General features: G+C 65.2%; 11 protein-coding genes. 3 read left to right on the top strand and 8 right to left on the bottom strand.

What is annotated here, in order from left to right:
- Positions 1-37: 37 nt before the first annotated feature.
- The 5 genes from Q9G87_RS34005 to Q9G87_RS33985 are packed head-to-tail and all read right to left on the bottom strand — an operon-like array spanning position 38 to position 7,172.
- The gene (locus Q9G87_RS34005; protein ID WP_305920644.1) at positions 38-991 is read right to left on the bottom strand and encodes an ABC transporter permease; all 954 of its coding nucleotides are present in this window, start codon (positions 989-991) and stop codon (positions 38-40) included.
- Positions 988-1,950: an ABC transporter permease gene (locus Q9G87_RS34000; protein ID WP_305920643.1), complete on the bottom strand. Its 963-nt coding sequence runs from the start codon at positions 1,948-1,950 to the stop codon at positions 988-990. The genes Q9G87_RS34005 and Q9G87_RS34000 overlap by 4 nt, the downstream gene beginning before the upstream one ends.
- Positions 1,943-3,514, bottom strand: coding sequence for a sugar ABC transporter ATP-binding protein (locus Q9G87_RS33995; RefSeq protein WP_305920642.1), 1,572 nt, complete (start codon positions 3,512-3,514; stop codon positions 1,943-1,945). Before Q9G87_RS33995 ends, Q9G87_RS34000 begins: the two co-directional genes overlap by 8 nt.
- 1 nt (position 3,515) lies before the next feature.
- Positions 3,516-4,583 carry an ABC transporter substrate-binding protein gene (locus Q9G87_RS33990; RefSeq protein WP_305920641.1) on the bottom strand — a complete coding sequence of 356 codons (1,068 nt, stop codon included), beginning with the start codon at positions 4,581-4,583 and terminating at the stop codon, positions 3,516-3,518.
- Between the two features lie 60 nt (positions 4,584-4,643).
- Positions 4,644-7,172, bottom strand: a complete 2,529-nt coding sequence (locus Q9G87_RS33985) for a PA14 domain-containing protein (protein WP_305920640.1) — start codon at positions 7,170-7,172, stop codon at positions 4,644-4,646.
- Positions 7,173-7,336: 164 nt separating this feature from the next.
- Here Q9G87_RS33985 and Q9G87_RS33980 point away from each other — a divergent pair, with 164 nt between their 5' ends.
- The 3 genes from Q9G87_RS33980 to Q9G87_RS33970 all read left to right on the top strand — a co-directional run bounded on the left by Q9G87_RS33980 (position 7,337) and on the right by Q9G87_RS33970 (position 11,182).
- Positions 7,337-8,134 carry a DeoR/GlpR family DNA-binding transcription regulator gene (locus Q9G87_RS33980; protein WP_305920639.1) on the top strand — a complete coding sequence of 266 codons (798 nt, stop codon included), beginning with the start codon at positions 7,337-7,339 and terminating at the stop codon, positions 8,132-8,134.
- Between the two features lie 74 nt (positions 8,135-8,208).
- Positions 8,209-9,747 carry a sugar ABC transporter ATP-binding protein gene (locus Q9G87_RS33975; protein WP_305920638.1) on the top strand — a complete coding sequence of 513 codons (1,539 nt, stop codon included), beginning with the start codon at positions 8,209-8,211 and terminating at the stop codon, positions 9,745-9,747.
- A gap of 316 nt (positions 9,748-10,063) precedes the next feature.
- Complete coding sequence (locus tag Q9G87_RS33970; protein WP_305920637.1) at positions 10,064-11,182, top strand: epoxide hydrolase family protein; 1,119 nt, start codon at positions 10,064-10,066, stop codon at positions 11,180-11,182.
- Between the two features lie 2,085 nt (positions 11,183-13,267).
- On the opposite strand, the gene Q9G87_RS33965 is transcribed toward Q9G87_RS33970, so the two are convergent.
- From Q9G87_RS33965 to Q9G87_RS33955, 3 genes are all read right to left on the bottom strand, one after another.
- Complete coding sequence (locus tag Q9G87_RS33965) at positions 13,268-15,061, bottom strand: hypothetical protein (RefSeq protein WP_305920636.1); 1,794 nt, start codon at positions 15,059-15,061, stop codon at positions 13,268-13,270.
- 56 nt (positions 15,062-15,117) lie between these two features.
- On the bottom strand, positions 15,118-15,660 hold the full coding sequence (locus Q9G87_RS33960) for a restriction endonuclease (RefSeq protein ID WP_305920635.1): 543 nt from the start codon (positions 15,658-15,660) through the stop codon (positions 15,118-15,120).
- Between the two features lie 805 nt (positions 15,661-16,465).
- Positions 16,466-17,260, bottom strand: coding sequence for a hypothetical protein (locus tag Q9G87_RS33955; protein ID WP_305920634.1), 795 nt, complete (start codon positions 17,258-17,260; stop codon positions 16,466-16,468).
- Positions 17,261-18,196: the final 936 nt, after the last annotated feature.

The following is an 18,196-nucleotide window of genomic DNA, read 5'->3' as shown; positions in this document are numbered from 1 at the left end:
ACGCGGCCTTTGCAGTCGCTTGACCGCGCGGCGCGGGTCATGTCAGTCGCTGCGCCTTGCTCAGCAGCCGCTGCGCCACTACCACCAGCGCCAGGAACACCCCGCTCACGACCTGCTGGAACGCCGACGTCAGGCTCCCGACCTGGTTGATCAAGCTCTGGATGACGCCGAGCAGCAGCACCCCGGCCACGGTGCCGGTGATCCCGCCCGCTCCCCCGGTCAGCAGGGTGCCGCCGATCACCACGGCGGCGATGGCGTCCAGTTCGAGGCCGATGCCGAGGATGGTCACGCCGGATGACAGGCGGGCCGCGTTCAGCGCTCCGGCGAGGCCGGCCAGCAGGCCCGACATGACGTACACCCAGACCTTGGTCCGGGCGACCGGCACGCCCATCAGCGCGGCCGCCTGCTCGTTCCCGCCGATGGCGTAGACGTTCTGGCCGAAGCCGGTGCGCTGCAGCAGCACCATCGCCGCCAGGGCCAGGGCGGCGGTGATGTAGACCGGATAGGACAGGCCGAGCACCTCGCCCTGGCCCACGGCGGCGAAGGCGGGGTCTTTCACGAGGTACGTGGTGGCGCCCTCGTCGGAGATCGCCAGCATCAGCCCGCGCACGCCGAGCAGCCCGGCCAGGGTGACGATGAACGGCGCCATCCCCGTCCTGGCGATCACCAGCCCCTGGAGCAGGCCGACCATCCCGCACACCGCCAGCGGCAGCAGCAGCGCCACCGGCAGGCCGTACGGGGAGCCGTAGGCGGCCAGGACCCCGCCCAGCACGAACAGCGATCCCACCGACAGGTCGATGCCGCCGCTGATGATGACGAACGTCATCCCGATCGCGATGATCGCCAGGAACGACGACGACACCACGACGCTGGCCGCGTTCCCCGGCGTGGCGAACGAGTCGAAGGCGAGGCTGCCCCCGACCACCAGCAGACCCAGCACCATGAGGGCGCCGTGCTGCTGGAGCACCCGGCCGGCCTGTTCTCGGTTCATCGGCGCTCCCTGGTGGCGTAGACGGCGGCCAGGATGATGGCCGCCTGGACCATCTGGGTCCACGACTGGGGCAGGTTGTGCTTGATCAGCGTGGCCGACAGCAACTGCATGAGCAGCGCACCCATGACCGTGCTGAGCACCCGGATCCGGCCGCCGGTCAGCGGCGTGCCGCCGACCACGACCGCGGTGATGGCCGACAGCTCGATGAACAGGCCGAGCGACGTCGGGTCGCTGGCCTGCAGCCGGGCCGTGGCCAGCACCCCGGCCAGCGCCGCCAGCAGGCCCGAGATCACGTAGACGGTCAGGAGCACGCGCTTGACCGGCAGGCCGGACAACTCGCTGGCCGGCCGGTTGCCGCCGATCGCGACCACCTGCCGCCCGAACGTGGTGCGCCGCACCACGAACAACACGATCAGGGTCAGCGTCGCCGCGATCAGCACGATCACCGGGATCCCGGCCACCGAGCTGCTGCCCAGCGCGATCAGGTCGGGGTTGCGGAACTCGACGAGCTGCGGCACCAGCACGTTGGCCAGCCCGCGCACGCCGACGAGCAGCGCGAGGGTGGCCACGATCGGCTGCACCCCGACGTACGCCACCAGCGCTCCGCCCGCCGCTCCGACCGCCGCCCCGCCGATCACGGCCACGAGCACGGCCGGCAGCCAGCCGTACCCCAGGTACATCACGACCAGCGCGGCCGCGAGCGCCATCACCGAGCCGACCGACAGGTCGATGCCCTGGGTGCCGATCACCAGCGCCATCCCGAGCGAGACGATCACGATGGGGGTGACCTGGACGAGCTGGGTGCGGAAGTTCGCGGCGTCCAGGAAGTGCGGGGTGAACAGCACGTTGAACAGCAGCAGCGCCAGCACGGCCGCGTACACGCCGTAGTCCTGCACCCAGGCGAGCACGCGCGGCTTGAGCACCGCGACGCGGGCCATCTGACCGCCCCGCTCAGCCATCGGACTGCTCCGCGATCGTCGCCATGATCCTCTCCTCGGTCACCTCGTCGCCCGACAGCTCCCCCGCGACCGCGCCTTCGCGCAGCACGAGGATCCTGTCGGCGCCCTCGACGAGCTCCTCCAAGTCGGAGGAGATCAGCAGCACGCCCAGGCCCTCCTCCGCCAGCTCGTCGATCAGCGCCTGCACCTCGGCCTTGGCGCCGACGTCGATGCCGCGGGTGGGCTCGTCCAGCAGCAGTACCTTGGGCCGTACGGCCAGCCAGCGGGCCAGCAGCACCTTCTGCTGGTTGCCGCCGGACAGCTCGGACACCAGCTGGTGCGGCGAGGCGGCCTTGATCCTCAGCCGCCGCATGAAGATCCCGACCACCCGGTCGATCTTCGCCTCGGACACGACACCTGCGGTGCCGAGTGACGGGAGGGCGGCCAGGGCGATGTTCTCCCTCACGGAGAGCGTCGGGATGATGCCCTCGGCCTTGCGGTCCTCCGGCAGCAGGCTGACCCCCGCCCTGATGGCCGCCGCGGTGGAGCCGGTGCGCAGCGGCGCCTCCGCCACGTGCACCTGCCCGCCGTCCAGTGGCAACGCGCCGACGATGGCCTTCGCCGTCTCGGTACGGCCCGCCCCGAGGAGCCCGCCCAAGCCGACCACCTCGCCGGGCCTGATGTCGATGTCCACGCCATGGAGGACATGACGACGGGTCAGCCCACGCGCCCGGACGATGGGCGCCTGACCGTTCCCGTGCCCGCCCACCGCGGTGCTCCCGGCGGGGCGGTGGCGGGAGAAGCGGGTGAGGCCTTCGGTGCGGACCTCGTTGAGGTCCCGGCCCAGCATGAGCGAGATGAGCCGGAGTCGTTCCAGGTCGGCGAGCGGCCCCGTGTGGGCGAGGCGGCCGTCGCGCAACACGGTCACCCGATCGCACACCTGGTACAACTCGTCCAGCCGGTGGCTGACGTACAGGACGGCGATCCCGGCGTCCCGCAGCCGCCTGATCACCCCGAACAACGTCTCGACCTCGCGCGGCTCGAGCGACGACGTGGGTTCGTCCATGATGACCACCCGGGCGTCCACGGAGACCGCCCTGGCCAGGGCGACCATCTGCTGGGCGCCCACGCCGAGCGTCCGCAGCGGCCGGCGGACGTCGGCCGAGACGCCATAACCCGCCAGCACGCGGGAAGCCTCGCCGTACAGGGCGGCTGTGTGGATCACGCCGAAGCGGCCGCGGGGCTCGCGGCCGAGCAGCAGGTTGCGGGCCACGCTCATCATCGGGACGAGGTTGACCTCCTGGTAGATGGTGGAGATGCCGGCTCGCTGCGCGTCCATGGGGGTGGCGAAGGCGGCGGGGCCGCCCTGGTAGCGCAGTTCGCCGCCGTCCGGCCGGTACACGCCGGTGAAGACCTTGATCAGCGTGGATTTGCCGGCGCCGTTCTCCCCCACGAGGGCGTGCACCTCGCCTGGGCGCAGGGCGAGGGACACGCCGTCGAGGGCGAGCACGCCGGGGAATCGCTTGGTGATTCCCCGGGCTTCGAGCACCGGCTCCACGTCGGCCGAGTCTGTCCAGTCAGCCAAGTCAGTACGCCTCACCGAGCGAGTCCTTGGCGTTGCTCGTGTCGTAGTCACGGTCGGAGATGATCACCTTGTCCGGGATGGCCTGCCCGTCCAGGAACTTCTGCGCGGTCTCGAAGGCGAGCGGCCCGAAGCGGGGGTTGGACTCGATGACCGCGTGCAGCCAGCCGTCGGCGATGCCCTGCACGGCGCTGCGGGTGCCGTCCACAGACACGATCTTGATGTCGCCGGGCTCCTTGCCCGCGCCCTTCAGCGCGGTGACGGCGCCCAGCGCCATCTCATCGTTCTCGGCGTAGATGCCGTTGATGTCGGGGTTGGACTGGATGAGCTGTTCGGTGACCTGCTGTCCCTTCTCGCGGGCGAACTCGCCGGTCTGCTCGAACGAGATCGTGATGCCGGGCGCCTTCTCCTTGACGCGGTCCTTGAAGCCGTTCGTGCGCTCGGTGGTGACGTTGTTGCCGGGCGCGCCGAGCAGGATGGCGACCTTGCCCTTGCCGCCCACTGCCTCGATCATCCGGTCGGCGGCGCGCTTGCCCTGCTCGTAGAAGTCCGAGCCGATGAACGTCAGGTAGTCGGCGCACGGCCTGGCGTTGATCTTACGGTCCACGGTGATGATCGGGATCTTCTTGGCCGCGGCCTGCTGGAGGACCGGCTCCCAGCCGTCGGAGTTGAGCGGGGCGATGATCAGCAGCCGCGCGCCCTGGGCGATGAGCTGCTGGACGTCGGTGATCTGCTTGGAGAACTGCGACTGCGCGTTGGTGACCTTGAGGTTGGCGATGCCGAGCCTGGCCGCCTCGTCCTTGATGGACTTGGTCTCCGCGATGCGGAAGGGGTTGGCCTCCTTCTCGGACTGGGAGAAGCCGACGGTGGCGGACTTCAGGTCGAACGTCGTGCCACCGGACTGCTGCAACGTGCAGGTCGGCCCGGTGCCACCCGCGGGGGTCTGCACGACCTGCTGCCCGGCGGTGCTCGCGGCGGCGGGCGCGCTCTGCGGCTCCTCGGCCTTGGCGCAGGCGGCGGTGGTGAGGAGCACGGCCAGCGCCAAACCGGCCGTCCGGATCTGGGGGGTCATGGCGGTTCCTTTCCTACCAGGTGCCGCGCCCGGGCCACAGGGGCCCGGGCGGGTGGAAGGTCAGCTGCAGGTGGGGTTGAGCGCGCCGGTGAGCGCCTTGTGCGCGTCGTGGACACGCTGCACGTCGGGCTTGGTGATCGCCCTGTCGTACGTCATCAGGCCGTTGATCTCGGTCTCGACGTCGGTCGTCTGGGTGTAGATGGCCGCGCTGAGCTGCTCGCAGGCGTGCAGCCGCTCGAGCTCCTTGATCATGTTGACGTAGCGGGTGGTGAGGGCCTCCGGGTTCGGTTCGACCGCGTAGCCCCAGCCGCCGCCGGACCAGGTATGGCCGACCAGGGGCAGGGCCAGGCCGCCGTACTCGCCGATCACGTTGGCGCGGGTACCGGTGGGCTTGCCCGGGTTGCCGGGGCCGGGATAGATGTGGAAGTCCTTGACGTCGCCGTTGCCGCCGTCCACGGCGCCGCAGCAGTTGACGCCGCTCATGTTGTTCACCAGGCGCGAGGGGTCCCAGCTCTTGACGAGGTCGGCGATGCGCGCCTGGTCGTACTGGCCCCAGCCCTCGTTGAACGGCACCCACATGACGATCGACGGGCTGCTGCGGTGCTGGTCGATCATCTCGCGCAGCTCCGCCTCGAACTGCGGCCGGTCGGTGGTGCGGAAGGCCGACGGCATGTCCTGCCAGACGAGCAGGCCGAGTTTGTCGGCGTGGTGGTACCAGCGGTCGGACTCGACCTTGACATGCTTGCGCACGGCGTTGAAGCCGAGCGCCTTGGTCTGCTCCAGGTCGTAGCGCAGCGCCTCGTCGGTCGGGGCCGTGTAGATGCCGTCCGGCCAGAAGCCCTGGTCGAGCGGGCCGATCTGGAAGACCGGCTTGCCGTTGAGCAGCATCCGATTGCCCGCTACGGAGATGGAGCGCATCCCGACGTACGACTCGACCCGGTCCAGCCCGCGCTGGACGGTCAGGTCATAGAGGAACGGGTTGTCGGGGGACCACAGCTTCGGGTTGGGCACGGGAAGCCTGAGCTCCCGGCCCACCTGGCCGCTGACGATGCCCACCACGCGGTTGCCGTCCTTGGCGACGACGGTGGCGCGGCCCGGCGAGCCATGGACGGTCACGTACACGGCCTGGCCCCGCAGGTCGGGCACGGTGTCGACGCGGTCGATCCGCTCCCTGGGCACCGGCTCCATCCAGACCGGCTGCCAGATGCCGGACACGGCGGTGTACCAGATGCCGCTCGGGTCGAGCCGCTGCTTGCCGATGGGCTGCGCGCCGGTGTCGGTGGGGTCGGCGACGCCGACGATGAGCTCCTGCTTGCCGGTGGGCTTGAGCGCGTCCGTCACGTCCACGGTGATCCGGTCGTAGCCGCCCTTGTGGGCGCCGACCTGCTTGCCGTTGACGTAGATCACGCTCTCCCAGTCCACGGCGTCCAGGTGCAGCAGCAGCCGCTGGGCGCGCCAGGTGACCGGCACGTCGAACGTCCTGCGGTACCACATGCGCTCCTCGTGCCGGCCGATGCCGGACAGCTGCGACTCCACCGGGTACGGCACGACGATGCGCTCGGGCAGGTCCCTGCCGATCGGCGCGGCCTCGCCGCTCTTGGCCGGGGCGAACTGCCAGGTGCCGTTGAGGCTGCGCCAGCGGTCCCTGACGAGCTGCGGCCTGGGGTACTCCGGCAGCGGATCGGCCGGGTTCACGTCGTCGGCCCACTGGGTGCGCAGCACGTACGTGGAGGCGTTGACCACGTACGCGTGCCGGTAGGCGGCCAAGGGCGTGCCGTCGGTGTGGGTGATGCCGCCGCTGCCGTCGTAGGAGGCGCGGACGGTGGCACCGGCCTTGGCCGGAACCGGATATTTCAGCTTGAGTTCAATGGTTTCCGGATTCTTCAGGGTGGCGGCGGTGACCGGCCACGAGGTCCCGCCGACCGTGATGCCGAGCTTGCCGAAGGCCCCCGCGGGCACCTCCTGCAGAGGCTTGGCGAACGTCAGCGTCACCACGTCGCCGGCCGCGCCGAGCCGGGCGCCGGACGGCCCTTCGGGCTCGAAGCCGGCGGGCAACGTGAACGCCTCCGTGGGCACGATCGCCTTCGGCTGGCTCGGGCTCTGCCAGCGCAGCCGCAGGTGGGCGCCGCCGAAGTGCTCGAAGTACTCGACCTTGACGTCGTACGTGCGGCCGGCCTCCAGGGCGATCGGGGTGCCGACCTGCTCGCGGTCCCAGTCGTCCACCCAGTGATCGATGATCGGCTTGCCGTCGATCCAGAGGCGGAAGCCGTTGTCGCCGATCATGGAGAACGTGTAGGTCTCGGAGTACTTCGCCTGGATCTGCCCCGTCCACCGGACGGTGACGTCGTCTTCCCTCCCGGCCAGCAGCCGGAAGACAGGGTTCAGGTCGGCCAGCTCCAGGTTGGGGTCGACGACGCTCGCCTTCAGCTCGGCGAAATCGAACTTTCCCGCCCCGGAGGCGAGGTAGTAGTCGCCGCGCAGCCCGTTCCGCTCGGCGGCGGCAACGGATGCGGACGCGGACGCGGGAGACGGCGCCTGCCATAACACGGACAACAACACGGCCAGCAACAACGCGAGGCGCTTACGCACGGGGGGTCCTTTCGTAACGCGGCCGATCAGGTTCGGTCAGCCTTCGACCCTGACTTGCTCCCAAATAAGCACTGCCAGACCGACCCGGTCAAGATTCCCGATCAAATTCGTTCTCGTTCGGTCAGAGGTGAACCCGCTTCGGCCGATCGACTATGATCCGGGACGTGAGCGACACGCAGAGCGACGGACGCAGGCCCGTGTTCGCCGCGGAACGCCGGCAGCGCATCCTCGAGCTGGTGCGTGCCAACGGCGCCGTGTCGCTGCGCGAACTGGCCCAGGCCGTCCATTCCTCCGAGGTCACCGTCCGCCGCGACCTGCGCGCGCTGGAGTCGGAAGGCCTGCTCAACCGCCATCATGGCGGCGCCACGCTGCCCGGCGAGCTGTCGCGCGAGGCCGGTTACGCGCACAAGGTCTCGCTGGAGTCGGCGGAGAAGGCCGCCATCGCCGACCTGGCCGCCGCGCTCGTCGAGGACGGCGACGCGATCGTGATCGGCCCCGGCACCACCACGCAGGAGTTCGCCCGCCGCCTGACCAGGCACTCCGAGCTGGCCGTGGTGACCAACTCGCTGCTGGTCGCCCAGATGCTCGCGGCCTCACGGGTCGAGGTGATGCTGACCGGCGGCACGCTGCGCGGCTCCATCCTGGCCCTGGTCGGCAGCGCCGCCGAGCACTCACTGGCCGGGCTTCGGGTGCGCCGGGCGTTCATCTCGGGCAACGGACTGACCGCCGAGCGGGGCCTTTCGACGCCGAACATGCAGGTCGCGGGCGTGGACCGGGCGCTGGCCGCGGCGGCCGAGGAGGTCGTGGTGCTGGCCGACCACACCAAGGTCGGCGTGGACACAATGGTGCAGACGGTCCCGCCCGACCGGATCGACCATCTGGTCACCGACGACGCCGCGCCCCGTGACGTGCTCGACGAGCTGAGCGGCCGGGGCGTGCGCCTGCACGTCGCCCAGTTCTGATCGAATGTGACAATCCCGTTACTGGATTGTTTCCTTCCTCGACCACGATCGAGGCGGAGGCAACCGTGCTACAGGTGGCAGGCGTTCTCAAGACCTTCGCGGGCGTCGTCGCCCTGGACCACGTCACCCTGTCCGTACGCCCCGGCGAGGTGCACGCGCTGGTCGGCGGCAACGGGGCGGGCAAGTCGACCCTGGTGAAGGTGCTCTCGGGCGTCCACCAGCCGGACGCGGGCGAGCTGCGCTTCCTCGGGGAGCCGGTCAGGTTCGCCGGGCCGGCCGACGCCAAGCGGGCCGGGATCGCCACGATCCACCAGGAGACGAACCTCGTCCCCACCATGAGCGTGGCCCGCAACCTACTGCTCGGCAGGGAGCCCAGGGGACGGCTCGGGCTGATCGGCACGACGGCCCTGCACGCCCGCGCCGAAGAGCTGCTGGCCGCGTACGGGCTGCGGGTGGACGTGCGCCGCCCGCTCGCCTCGCTGGGCGAGGGCGCGCGCCAGCTCGTGGCGCTGGCCAGGGCCGCCTCCGCGGACGCCCGCCTGGTCGTCATGGACGAGCCCACGTCGGCGCTGGAGCACGCCGAGCTGGAGACGCTGTTCGGGGCCGTGCGGCGGCTGCGCGAGGAGGGCCGCTCGGTCGTCTACGTCACCCACCGGCTGGAGGAGCTCTACGGGATCTGCGACCGGGTCACCGTGCTGCGCGAGGGCCGGGTCGTGCACACGGGGCCACTGGCCGGGCTGGACCGGCTGCGGCTGGTCTCGCTCATGCTGGGCCGGCCGTTCCACCCCGTCGCGCCCGCGCCGCGGGATGGCGAGCCCGGCGAGCCGGCCGACCTGCCCGTCCTGGAGGCCAAGGGCCTCACCCGCCATCACGTGCTCGACGGCGTGTCCCTGGCCATGCGCGCGGGCGAGGTGGTCGGCCTCGGCGGGCTGCTCGGGGCCGGACGCAGCGAGACGGCCCGCGCGATCGCGGGCGCCCTGCCGGTGGACGCCGGGCAGGTGACGGTGGCGGGCACGGCGGGGGGCACGATGGGGCGCACGGCTGCCCGCACGTGGCCGGTCGGGCGGGGCGGGGCGGCCCGCAAGTGGTCGGTCAGGCGCGCCGTGCGGGCCGGCGTCGGCCTGGTGCCGGAGAACAGGAAGACCGAGGGCATCGTGCCCACCCTGTCGGTACGCGACAACATCGCGCTGGCCGCGCTCCCCCGGCTCTCGCGGGCAGGCATCGTGTCGGACGCGCGGGTGGACGGCATCGTGGCCACGTTCATGAGGCGGCTGGGCATCCAGGCCGTCTCGCCCCGGCAGCCGGCCGGCGAGCTGTCGGGCGGCAACCAGCAGAAGGTGCTGCTGGCCCGCTGGCTGGCCATGCATCCCAAGGTGCTCCTGCTCGACGAGCCGACCAGGGGCGTCGACGTGGCGACCAAGCTGGGCATGCAGGCGCTGCTGGACGAGCTGGCCGTCGACGGGCTGGCCATCCTGCTGATCTCGTCGGACGTGGCCGAGCTGGTGGACAACTGCGACAGCGTGGTGGTGCTGCGGGACGGCGCGATCACCGAGCAGCTGACCGGTCCCGAGGTCACCGAGGACCGCCTGCTGGCCGCCCTGGCCAAGGACTGACGCGGGCGCCGAGCACTCTTCGGCCCGCTCTACGCCGCCCATGGCGCCGGCCCCGATCGCGCCGGCGGTGCTGCACCTGTTCGCCGCCGTGCCCGTCGGGGCCGTGGTGTTCGCGATCTCGCAGGCCCTCCTCCCGGCCGCGGACCGGCCGTGGCCGTTTTCGCGCCGTCGATCTACGCCTGCGCGCTGAGCCGGCCGCTGCTGGGACGGATCGTGCGGCACTACGTGGAGGAAGCCGATGCATGACGTGCTGACCCCGTTGCGCGCTTCTATCGTATGCTGTACGGTACGGCATACGACAACGATGGGAGACACGTTGACCCTGAGTGACATCCGGCCCTTCCGCCTGGAGACCGATCCGGCCGAGCTGGCGGACCTGCATGCCCGGCTCGAGCGGGTGCGCTGGCCGGACGAGGTGCCCGGGCTCGGCTGGAGCTACGGCGTTCCCCTCGCCCACCTCCAGGGCCTGGTCGAGCACTGGCGCACCGGCTACGACTGGCCCGCGGCACAGTCCGAGCTCAACGCGCACGACCAGTTCGTCACCGAGATCGATGGGCAGCGCATCCACTTCCTCCACGTGCGCTGCGCCGACCCCGGCGCCCTGCCCCTGCTGATCACCCACGGCTGGCCCAGCTCCCCGGTGGAATACCTCGACGTGATCGAGCCGCTCAGCCGCGAATTCCACCTGGTCATCCCGTCCCTGCCGGGCTACGGCCTGTCCGGCCCCACCCGCGAGGCGGGATGGGGCTCCACCCGGATCGCCCGCGCCTGGCTGCAGCTCATGACCCGGCTCGGATACGAGCGCTTCGGGGTACAGGGCGGCGACTGGGGCACGTGGATCTCACGCGAGGTCGGCGTGCTGGCCCCCGAGCGGGTCGCCGGCATGCACGGCAACGGCATCATCTGCTTCCCCATCGGCGCCCCCGGCGAGCTCGACGGCCTGACCGAGGTGGAGCAGGAGCGGATGGCCTTCCGCGAGCGCTACCTGACCGACCAGTACGGCTACAAGCTCATCCAGTCCACCCGCCCGCAGACGTTCGCGTACGGCATGGCCGACTCCCCCGTCGCGCTGCTGGCCTGGTTCGCCAGCGTCTACCACGAGTGGAGCGACGCCGAGATCGACGCCGACCGGCTGCTCACCACGGTCATGCTCTACTGGCTGACCAACACCGCGGGGTCGGCGGCCCGCTCCTTCGTCGAGACGCCCGACACCGACCAGGACACCAGCGTCGCATGGGAGCTCAAACCCGCGACGGTGCCGACGTCGATCTCGGTGTTCCCCAAGGACATCCTGCGGCCGATCCGGCGCTTCGCCGAGCGGGACAACAACATCGTCGGCTGGGTGGAGCACGAGCGCGGCGGCACGTTCGCCGCGCTGGAGCAGCCGGAGACGTTCGTGGCCGACGTCCGGGAGTTCTTCACGGCTCTGGGTTAGTACACCGAGATGTGATGGACCCGGGACGTTGACCTGCGCGAATGGCGCCACCGGGCCTCTGAGCTGCGGTGGTGCCTTTCGCGGGTTGTGGACGCCTATCAGCGTTTCACGTGCTCATGTGCCCTCGTTGTGCCCTGGGGGCAGGTGGGCGCAGGAGAGGGGAGTCAGGCGACCGATGTTCCTCCCAGCGCACAGCACTTGACCTCCAGAACGATGGAGTTGACGAATTTCCAGCTCAGGGCGCTGATGTTGATCATCGTGAGGTGTGTCTGAACGGGTCGCGTTTTCGGGCGCGCATGGCGTGTGGTCCCCACCTGGTCGCCGCCTGACTGGCAGGCGTGCGCCGAGCAGGTGCCCTCTTCTGCGATCAGCGCATGGATAGGCTCCCGGTTGCGACCACGCAGTCCTACTGCAAGATGCGTCTGAGCTGCGGTTTTCCCGGTCTGTATCTCAGCTACCCGCAGATTTACCAGTGATGCTCGGTGTCGCTCCGCTCCGGACGTAAGCCGTATGGAGTACCTCAAGTCGAGGGCCGCGGCTACATTGATGCGATGCTGACAACGCCGAGTGGACCCTGGGGCTGGGAAAACGCGAAAGCCAAACTCCACGGCCAACCCTGTACAGCCGCGCTTGAGTTGGCGTGCTACACCGACCGGCTGGACGTCTTCGTAGACAGAGCCGCTGACCCGTATAGGGTGATGTCGACAGCCGATCGCGTAGACCCGTGGGATCGAGTGTATGGACCAGCTCGGCTTGGCCTAATAATCCGGGTTGAGCAGTATCTGCCACCGACGCCCGATGAAATAGTGGACTTCGCATGGGACCAAGACCAGCGTGATGTCAGCCACGGTGGCGACGCAGGCCAGGAACTCGCCGCGCTGGTGTCGCTCCTTTTAGGGATAAGGCTTCGCTCAGGGGGGATCTCGCGATACTTCGACTTGCGTGCCGACAACTCGTTCGGATATCCGCATGATCCCGGACCTGCGCCCTACTTGCCACAACCCACCTCCCAGCCTGTGTTCCCATACTTGGGAGAGCGTGGACGGGAGGCCCAAACTGAACAATTATCGCTGCTAAACCGGTATGCTCACCTAAGCCTGAAGCAGTCGCGAGCTTTGGTGCGCGCGGCGCGGTCATATCAAGACGCGATATGGATCGCGGATGCCGATCCCCGTCAAGCATGGCTACGGCTCGTAACCGCAGCCGAGGTTATTGCGCAGCTCGCAAAAGACGACCCACCGCTGACCCGGCTTAAAACTCTACACCCGGACATCGCAGATTGGGTGGCCAGGACGAACGATGAGGCGCTAACTATCCGGGTAACGGAGCTATTCGCAGATCAACAGAGGGTGACCGCTAAGTTTCTTCGGTTTTTCGAAGAATTCAAGCCGTCACCACCAGAACGACGCCCGACGGGCCAGGCCCGCATGAAGTGGTCCACTCTGCCGGACTATCTGAAGGCAGTATATTCTGCGCGATCAAAAGATCTTCATGCCGGAACACCAATTCCAGGTGCCATGTGCAACCCTCCGTTCGTGTCACAGCGAAGCGGCATAGCCTGGGAGATGATATTTCGAGCGTCCACGCTTGAGTGCGCGCCGACTATGAACCTTCAAATGTTCGAGTATTTGGTACGCGGCTCCCTTATCAATTGGTGGAAGGCTACCGTTGAAGGGAAGCAACCAGCTTGATACTTATGAGAACAATTCAGCGGTGAGCAACGTCCTACACAGTGGACCGTACTACGAACCAGACGGTGACTAGAATTCACGTACCCCAATCCATCAGGACTGCGATGAGCAAGGGAACGGCGTCCCGTTACAAATTCTTCATGGAATTCTTGCGCCAGTGTCTCTCGACGATAGCGCCGGCCGCCCGGGACACCAGTCTCGGCTGACGACCCACCTCTTTGTCCCGAACTCGCTGCGTAGAGGCCGATAAGGATCGTTGCGTAGTCAGGCCGCCCATGGAAATCGTGGGAGGTCACCGTTGGCCGGTGAGGTTGCAGCACCTTGGTGCTGCACACTGCATGCCGATCGTTCATAGTCTGCACGGAGCCTGCCAACTAATCTAAACCTGGATATCTTACTTTGGCGGTCTCCAAAGAAGTACATGCTGTTCATGATCTGTCGATGCCTGTCCCACCAATACACCGTTATCGTTCACGGCATTCAAGCTTGCGTTGTGATATTGATAGGTTGAAAGCATGGTAGGGGTGCTATCAGTTAGAAGCGTCCATGGGACGTAGTATCCATCGATCTCCACTCGTCCGGCTATCAGGAGATTATTATTAGCGACGTTCGGGGCAAAGCCTCCACGGACTGGAACCGCCTCCCATGTTTCTTGATTGTATGAAATGACGGGAACTTGTCCGCCCGGGGCCTGACCGATTCCGATCACGTGCCCCGCGTTGGTAATATATAGAGGAATTATTCCAGCGGGCAACGACTTCACTGTGTTCGTATTGATATCCCACACCAAAGGCAGTCGTCCCCATAGCCCTCGGTTGGCCCACACTAGCGCAACGCCTGAGTCATTTAGGGCCACAACTCTGCCGTTTTCTCCACCGCATAGTTGATCGAGAATTAGCAATGACCCACTGGGATCCCAAATCGCCGGTCTAGTCCGATTCCCATCCGTGACGTCACGATTAATGCTTGCCGCACCGCCCACCACGCCAGCCGAGTTGATAGTGGTGATTTCAGGCTCCATCATATGGTCCGGCAAATTAAGAAGTCGCTCACCACCCTCCTCTATCACTAATAGCGTGGCTTCTCCCTCTATATTGCGACAACTCACGGCAACACTTCCGCTTTCGTTGATCGCAGCACTGCAGCTCTGGCTCCAATAATCTAGATTGGACATGCCGAATTCAGGATTCCATGTCCAGTACTGATACCAAGCCCGATTATCCGGCCTGCTACTTGCACCGATGACCGTTCCGCTATTATTTATGCCGTAGGGATGGCAATCAGCATTGAAGGCGTAGGCAATCTCTACAATCTCGAAACTGGAGGCTCCGAAATCAACCGTTACTCGATCACAAGCATAGGAACGTCTATTTGATTGCTTACTGCTACCAAAAGCAGCTCCTACAATTGAGCTAGACTGCATGCCGAGATCCGACAGGACAGCTTCCATGTCGAGGTAAACACCATTCAAGATTGAGTACGTTTTGACTGCCGTACCACGTGCAAAATCTTGCAGACCGGCTCCGCTGGAATCCAGTGAAACCACGGTACAGTTTTCGCTGATACCGTTGCCCCACTTCGGCGATCTTGAGGCATCGCGGTTGAGCTCTTCGATTGCGACTCGAATTCTAGCGGAGTCCTCGCCGGCATCGTCTATGAGCTGCTCAAGTCTGGTACGCTCCTTCGCGGCAACAGCGGGTTTGCACCCAGTAATAATCACCCGTGGATTTGCCCCGGCACGAAGCGCTCCCCAACTTACTATCATGTCAACGCCAGTCTTAGTCGAGCCCCGACCTTCTGTGGATTCGAAATTGGAAATGACAGCTACGGTTGGCTTTGCTTGCACAAACGCCGCAACGATAAGCGTCAGCCGATGGCGAATACCGGTCCTTTTTTCAATATCAGATATGTAGGCAGAAGCTCCAAGTCGCAAGATCTCGACAACTTCATGGAATGCGAGGTTCGGCTTGCCTTGCAACCACTCAATAATTCTATCGGCGGTATTTTGCGGAGCCCCGATCTGCTCCTGCGCTAGTCCCGTGTAGGAAACAAAGCCGTTAAATGACGGATAATGAAGCGTTACCAGTTTCATGGCCGCGTTGCTAATTATCAGCTCGCCAGCAGTCAGTCGGAAATCGGAAGATTGATAAATGCGCGTTCGTGTCAGAACCGTCACATTTAATGTCACGCAGAGCTCCACTTCGTCTAGTTATGCTACGCTCTCTCGTTTTTGCGTGCTCCGGACTACTCAGGAAGGTTAGCCTCTTCCCAGCGCTGGTCCTTTTCGCCAAGCTCCGAGCGCACATAATAGGGCAACCATTGCTTCGACATAAGCAACCATCGATAGACCTTGCTGTTCAACCACTCCGCATAGTCAGGATCTTCATGCCCCATTGGCAGCCCAGGAACACTACGCGGGCCAGGTGCAGGCTCAAGCGAGACGGGTATGACGCTTGGATTTGAAGCGGCACTAGCCCGATAGACAGCGTTCGGTGTCATTCCCGAGGCCGAATAGAGGACGCCGCGATCAGCTCCGAGATCAAGGAGTTTGCCAATAAATTCATCAACAGCGCCTATCTCAAGGGGGCGGGATTTAAGCTTGCACTCAACAGCTATGACGATCTCTTGGCCTATTATTTTTCCGCGCACCCATACGTCTACTTGTCGAACAACCTTACTAAGCTTTGCGGTCGTGCGCTTATTGTGGATTACCTCTGCTTCGGCATCGAACGTCGCGAGAAGTTGTGCTACTTGCTCCTCGTATGTTCTCCATAAAGGAGAATTCATCCGTGACGCTCCCATCAATGCTACTCCTTGTCGCGAGATAAGCTATCTCGGCCACGAGCTCAAGAATTCATTCCTAAGGGAAATTTTCATCCGCTACTTCAACGGCGGTATATATCGCCCTGCCCCTTGCTGTCTAGGAGGTCGGGCGAGTCACCTCTGATACTCCGAGCCAAGTAAAACTTACTCTGTCTGAGCCACGCGCCGGGCGACATTGTGGTCATCTCCTCGTCGGGCAGGCGTTAGCCATACTGAGCCGGCCGCACCAGGGCAAGCCGCCTACACGTGTCCCGGTGAGGTTCCTCGCGCGCTGGTTGTCCTGCCGGTAGTCGACGGGTGCCCTGGGTCTACCCGAATTTCTCATGCCGAGAGCTACGGCGTCCATCTCGACGTCGGCTGCGGTAGCGATAGGGCTCTCGGCCGGCATGTCAGCATCGGGAGCTCTGAGCAGAGTGACCACTTCGATGCCAACTCGTGGCGCGAGGGTCGTTGAGTCGGTGTGGTGGTCGGAGGCGCTGCATCGATCACGCATGGTCGGTGACGGTCGCTGGGATTGCTGCACTTTGCTGCTGCACCGCCACCTGCGCGTCCGTCGCGCCCTCGGCGAAGCGATCCGCCGCCCTCATCCGCACCTGTTCCCGGCGCGCCCGCTCAGTACGTTGGAGCTAGCGTTATGACAGGTCATAGGAGCCATTGGGGTCGGCGTGCGCTGTTGCGATGTAGGCCGGTTTACGGGTGCGTACAGCGTGCGGCTCCGGTTGGTCCCGCGTTCTAGGGGATGAGGTGGCGCGCGTTAACGCTAGTGAGATTACTCAGCGCTGTGCTTTGCTGGCTGGCCGCCGAGTGAAGATGCGTTCTTCCACAACTCATCAAATTCTTGGACCAATTGCTCGCCGAAAGCTGAATCTAGGCTTATTCTAAGGTTGGTTCCGTTAGGGGATGGCTTTCCATGCCAAAAGAACCCTATAAATGCCGTATTATCTCCGGCGAATATTTGCATTGAGGGAAGCGCGTTGTACTGTTTTACTTGCACGGTATTGTGCTCGTTGGCGAGAGCTAGCAAGCGCGCCCTATTTGTAGCAAGGGAATCGGCAATGTAGGTCTCCCCTAGATTCAAGTCTTGAGACCGCGCCTTTGTCGAAGGCGATTCACTATCCAGGATCAGTATCCTTACAGTTGCGTTGTGTGATGCCGCCTTGGCCATGCACTTCAACAGGAACTCAGGTTCGCCAATCCACGTATCGAGTACCATTACGTTGTGCTTCGAGTTATTTAGCTCGTCGCGGACGTCATCTCTTGGAAGTTCGTCAAACACGTTTGTGATGCCCAAATCTTTGAGCTGCGAAAGACCCGATTGGTTCTCGCTCAATGCCCGCGTCACGGTTTGATGGACATCCTCTAGGAAATGCTTTCTCAGCGTAAAATTACCTAGCCATCCGAGCGTCCCAGATGTAAGCAATGCAATAGCCAGCGCTCTTGTGAATTGCCCCAGCCCTGTTGGCCAAAGAATAATGCTAAGTGACAGCAAGGCGAAGCCGACCACCAGCAAAAGAAGCGATACGATTATTGCCTTTAGTTGTGCACTTTCTCTGCTGCTTTCCATAAGGCGTGTCGCCCTCCATTCCCTCCCGCATGGCCGTCGACATCAGAGCACACAGCATTGGCTTCAAATAATGATGATAACTCTGATTGGAACATCGGCTGGCCAAAGTAAATGAAACATGGATTAAAATTGGCGCTTCGGTGCGTAAAAGAGAATTTTCTAAGTTAATTGCGTTCTGTGGATACTATTCAGGGCGGACGGGGACGATCAGGCTTCCACTCAGCCCATTGACGGCCGTAGCTTGATGCTCGAAGCTACGGCGCTCGAGGTCATCTCCTCGTCGGGCAGGCGTAGCCATACCGGGCCGGACGCGCCAGGGCAAGCCGTCGATCGCGTGTACATGTGTCCCGGTGAGCTTCCTCGCGCGCTGGTTGCCCTGCCCGCAGCCGGCGGCTTGCCCTGGTGTGGCTGGTCTGGTGTCCCTTGTGGTGGCCGGCGAGGAGATGACCGTGGGGAACGTCTACCCGACCCGCACGTTTGCGCGATCTTGGCCATCTCCGAGGAGGGCCGGGGTTTGGGGCGGAGCCCCATACCTTCCTTCACCTTTCCGCGGTCGCGCTTTCGCCGCTTCACCTTTGATCGATGCCTATGAGTGTGAGGGCTTTCGCCATCCTCGTCGTGGGCGTGTTGAGCCGTACGGGTGGCGTGCCGTGGCCTTCACTGTGGGCGCTGGGTTGGTGAAAGGCCTGGGAGGAGAGCGATGCGGTCAAGCCGTACCTGGGCCATCACTACCTGGGTGGTGCCGCTTGCGGCACGCGCGCCGCCGCGGCGGGACCGGCCCCCAAGGCCGCAGCCCGCCGCGAGCGAGCGCGCAAGGGCCGGGCTGCCTGATCGACTGTCCTTCGCGGCGGGGTGCGTGTCTGCAATGCGGGGGCCGGTGGTGATGGGCTGGGCAGGCTGACGCTTGGTCCTCCTGGTAGTCATCATCCCGAGCTG

This window comes from Nonomuraea turcica, from assembly GCF_030718205.1.
Classification (GTDB): domain Bacteria; phylum Actinomycetota; class Actinomycetes; order Streptosporangiales; family Streptosporangiaceae; genus Nonomuraea.
Note: the sequence above shows the minus strand (reverse complement) of the source record. Positions and strands in the feature narration are given on the sequence as shown.

Excerpts from the sequence above, each read along its gene's own strand:
- Q9G87_RS34005 (WP_305920644.1), bottom strand. The coding sequence starts at position 991 with ATGAACCGAGAACAGGCCGGCCGGGTGCTCCAGCAGCACGGCGCCCTC.
- Q9G87_RS34000 (WP_305920643.1), bottom strand. The coding sequence starts at position 1,950 with ATGGCTGAGCGGGGCGGTCAGATGGCCCGCGTCGCGGTGCTCAAGCCG.
- Q9G87_RS33955 (WP_305920634.1), bottom strand. The coding sequence starts at position 17,260 with ATGGAAAGCAGCAGAGAAAGTGCACAACTAAAGGCAATAATCGTATCG.
- Q9G87_RS33990 (WP_305920641.1), bottom strand. The coding sequence starts at position 4,583 with ATGACCCCCCAGATCCGGACGGCCGGTTTGGCGCTGGCCGTGCTCCTC.
- Q9G87_RS33960 (WP_305920635.1), bottom strand. The coding sequence starts at position 15,660 with ATGAATTCTCCTTTATGGAGAACATACGAGGAGCAAGTAGCACAACTT.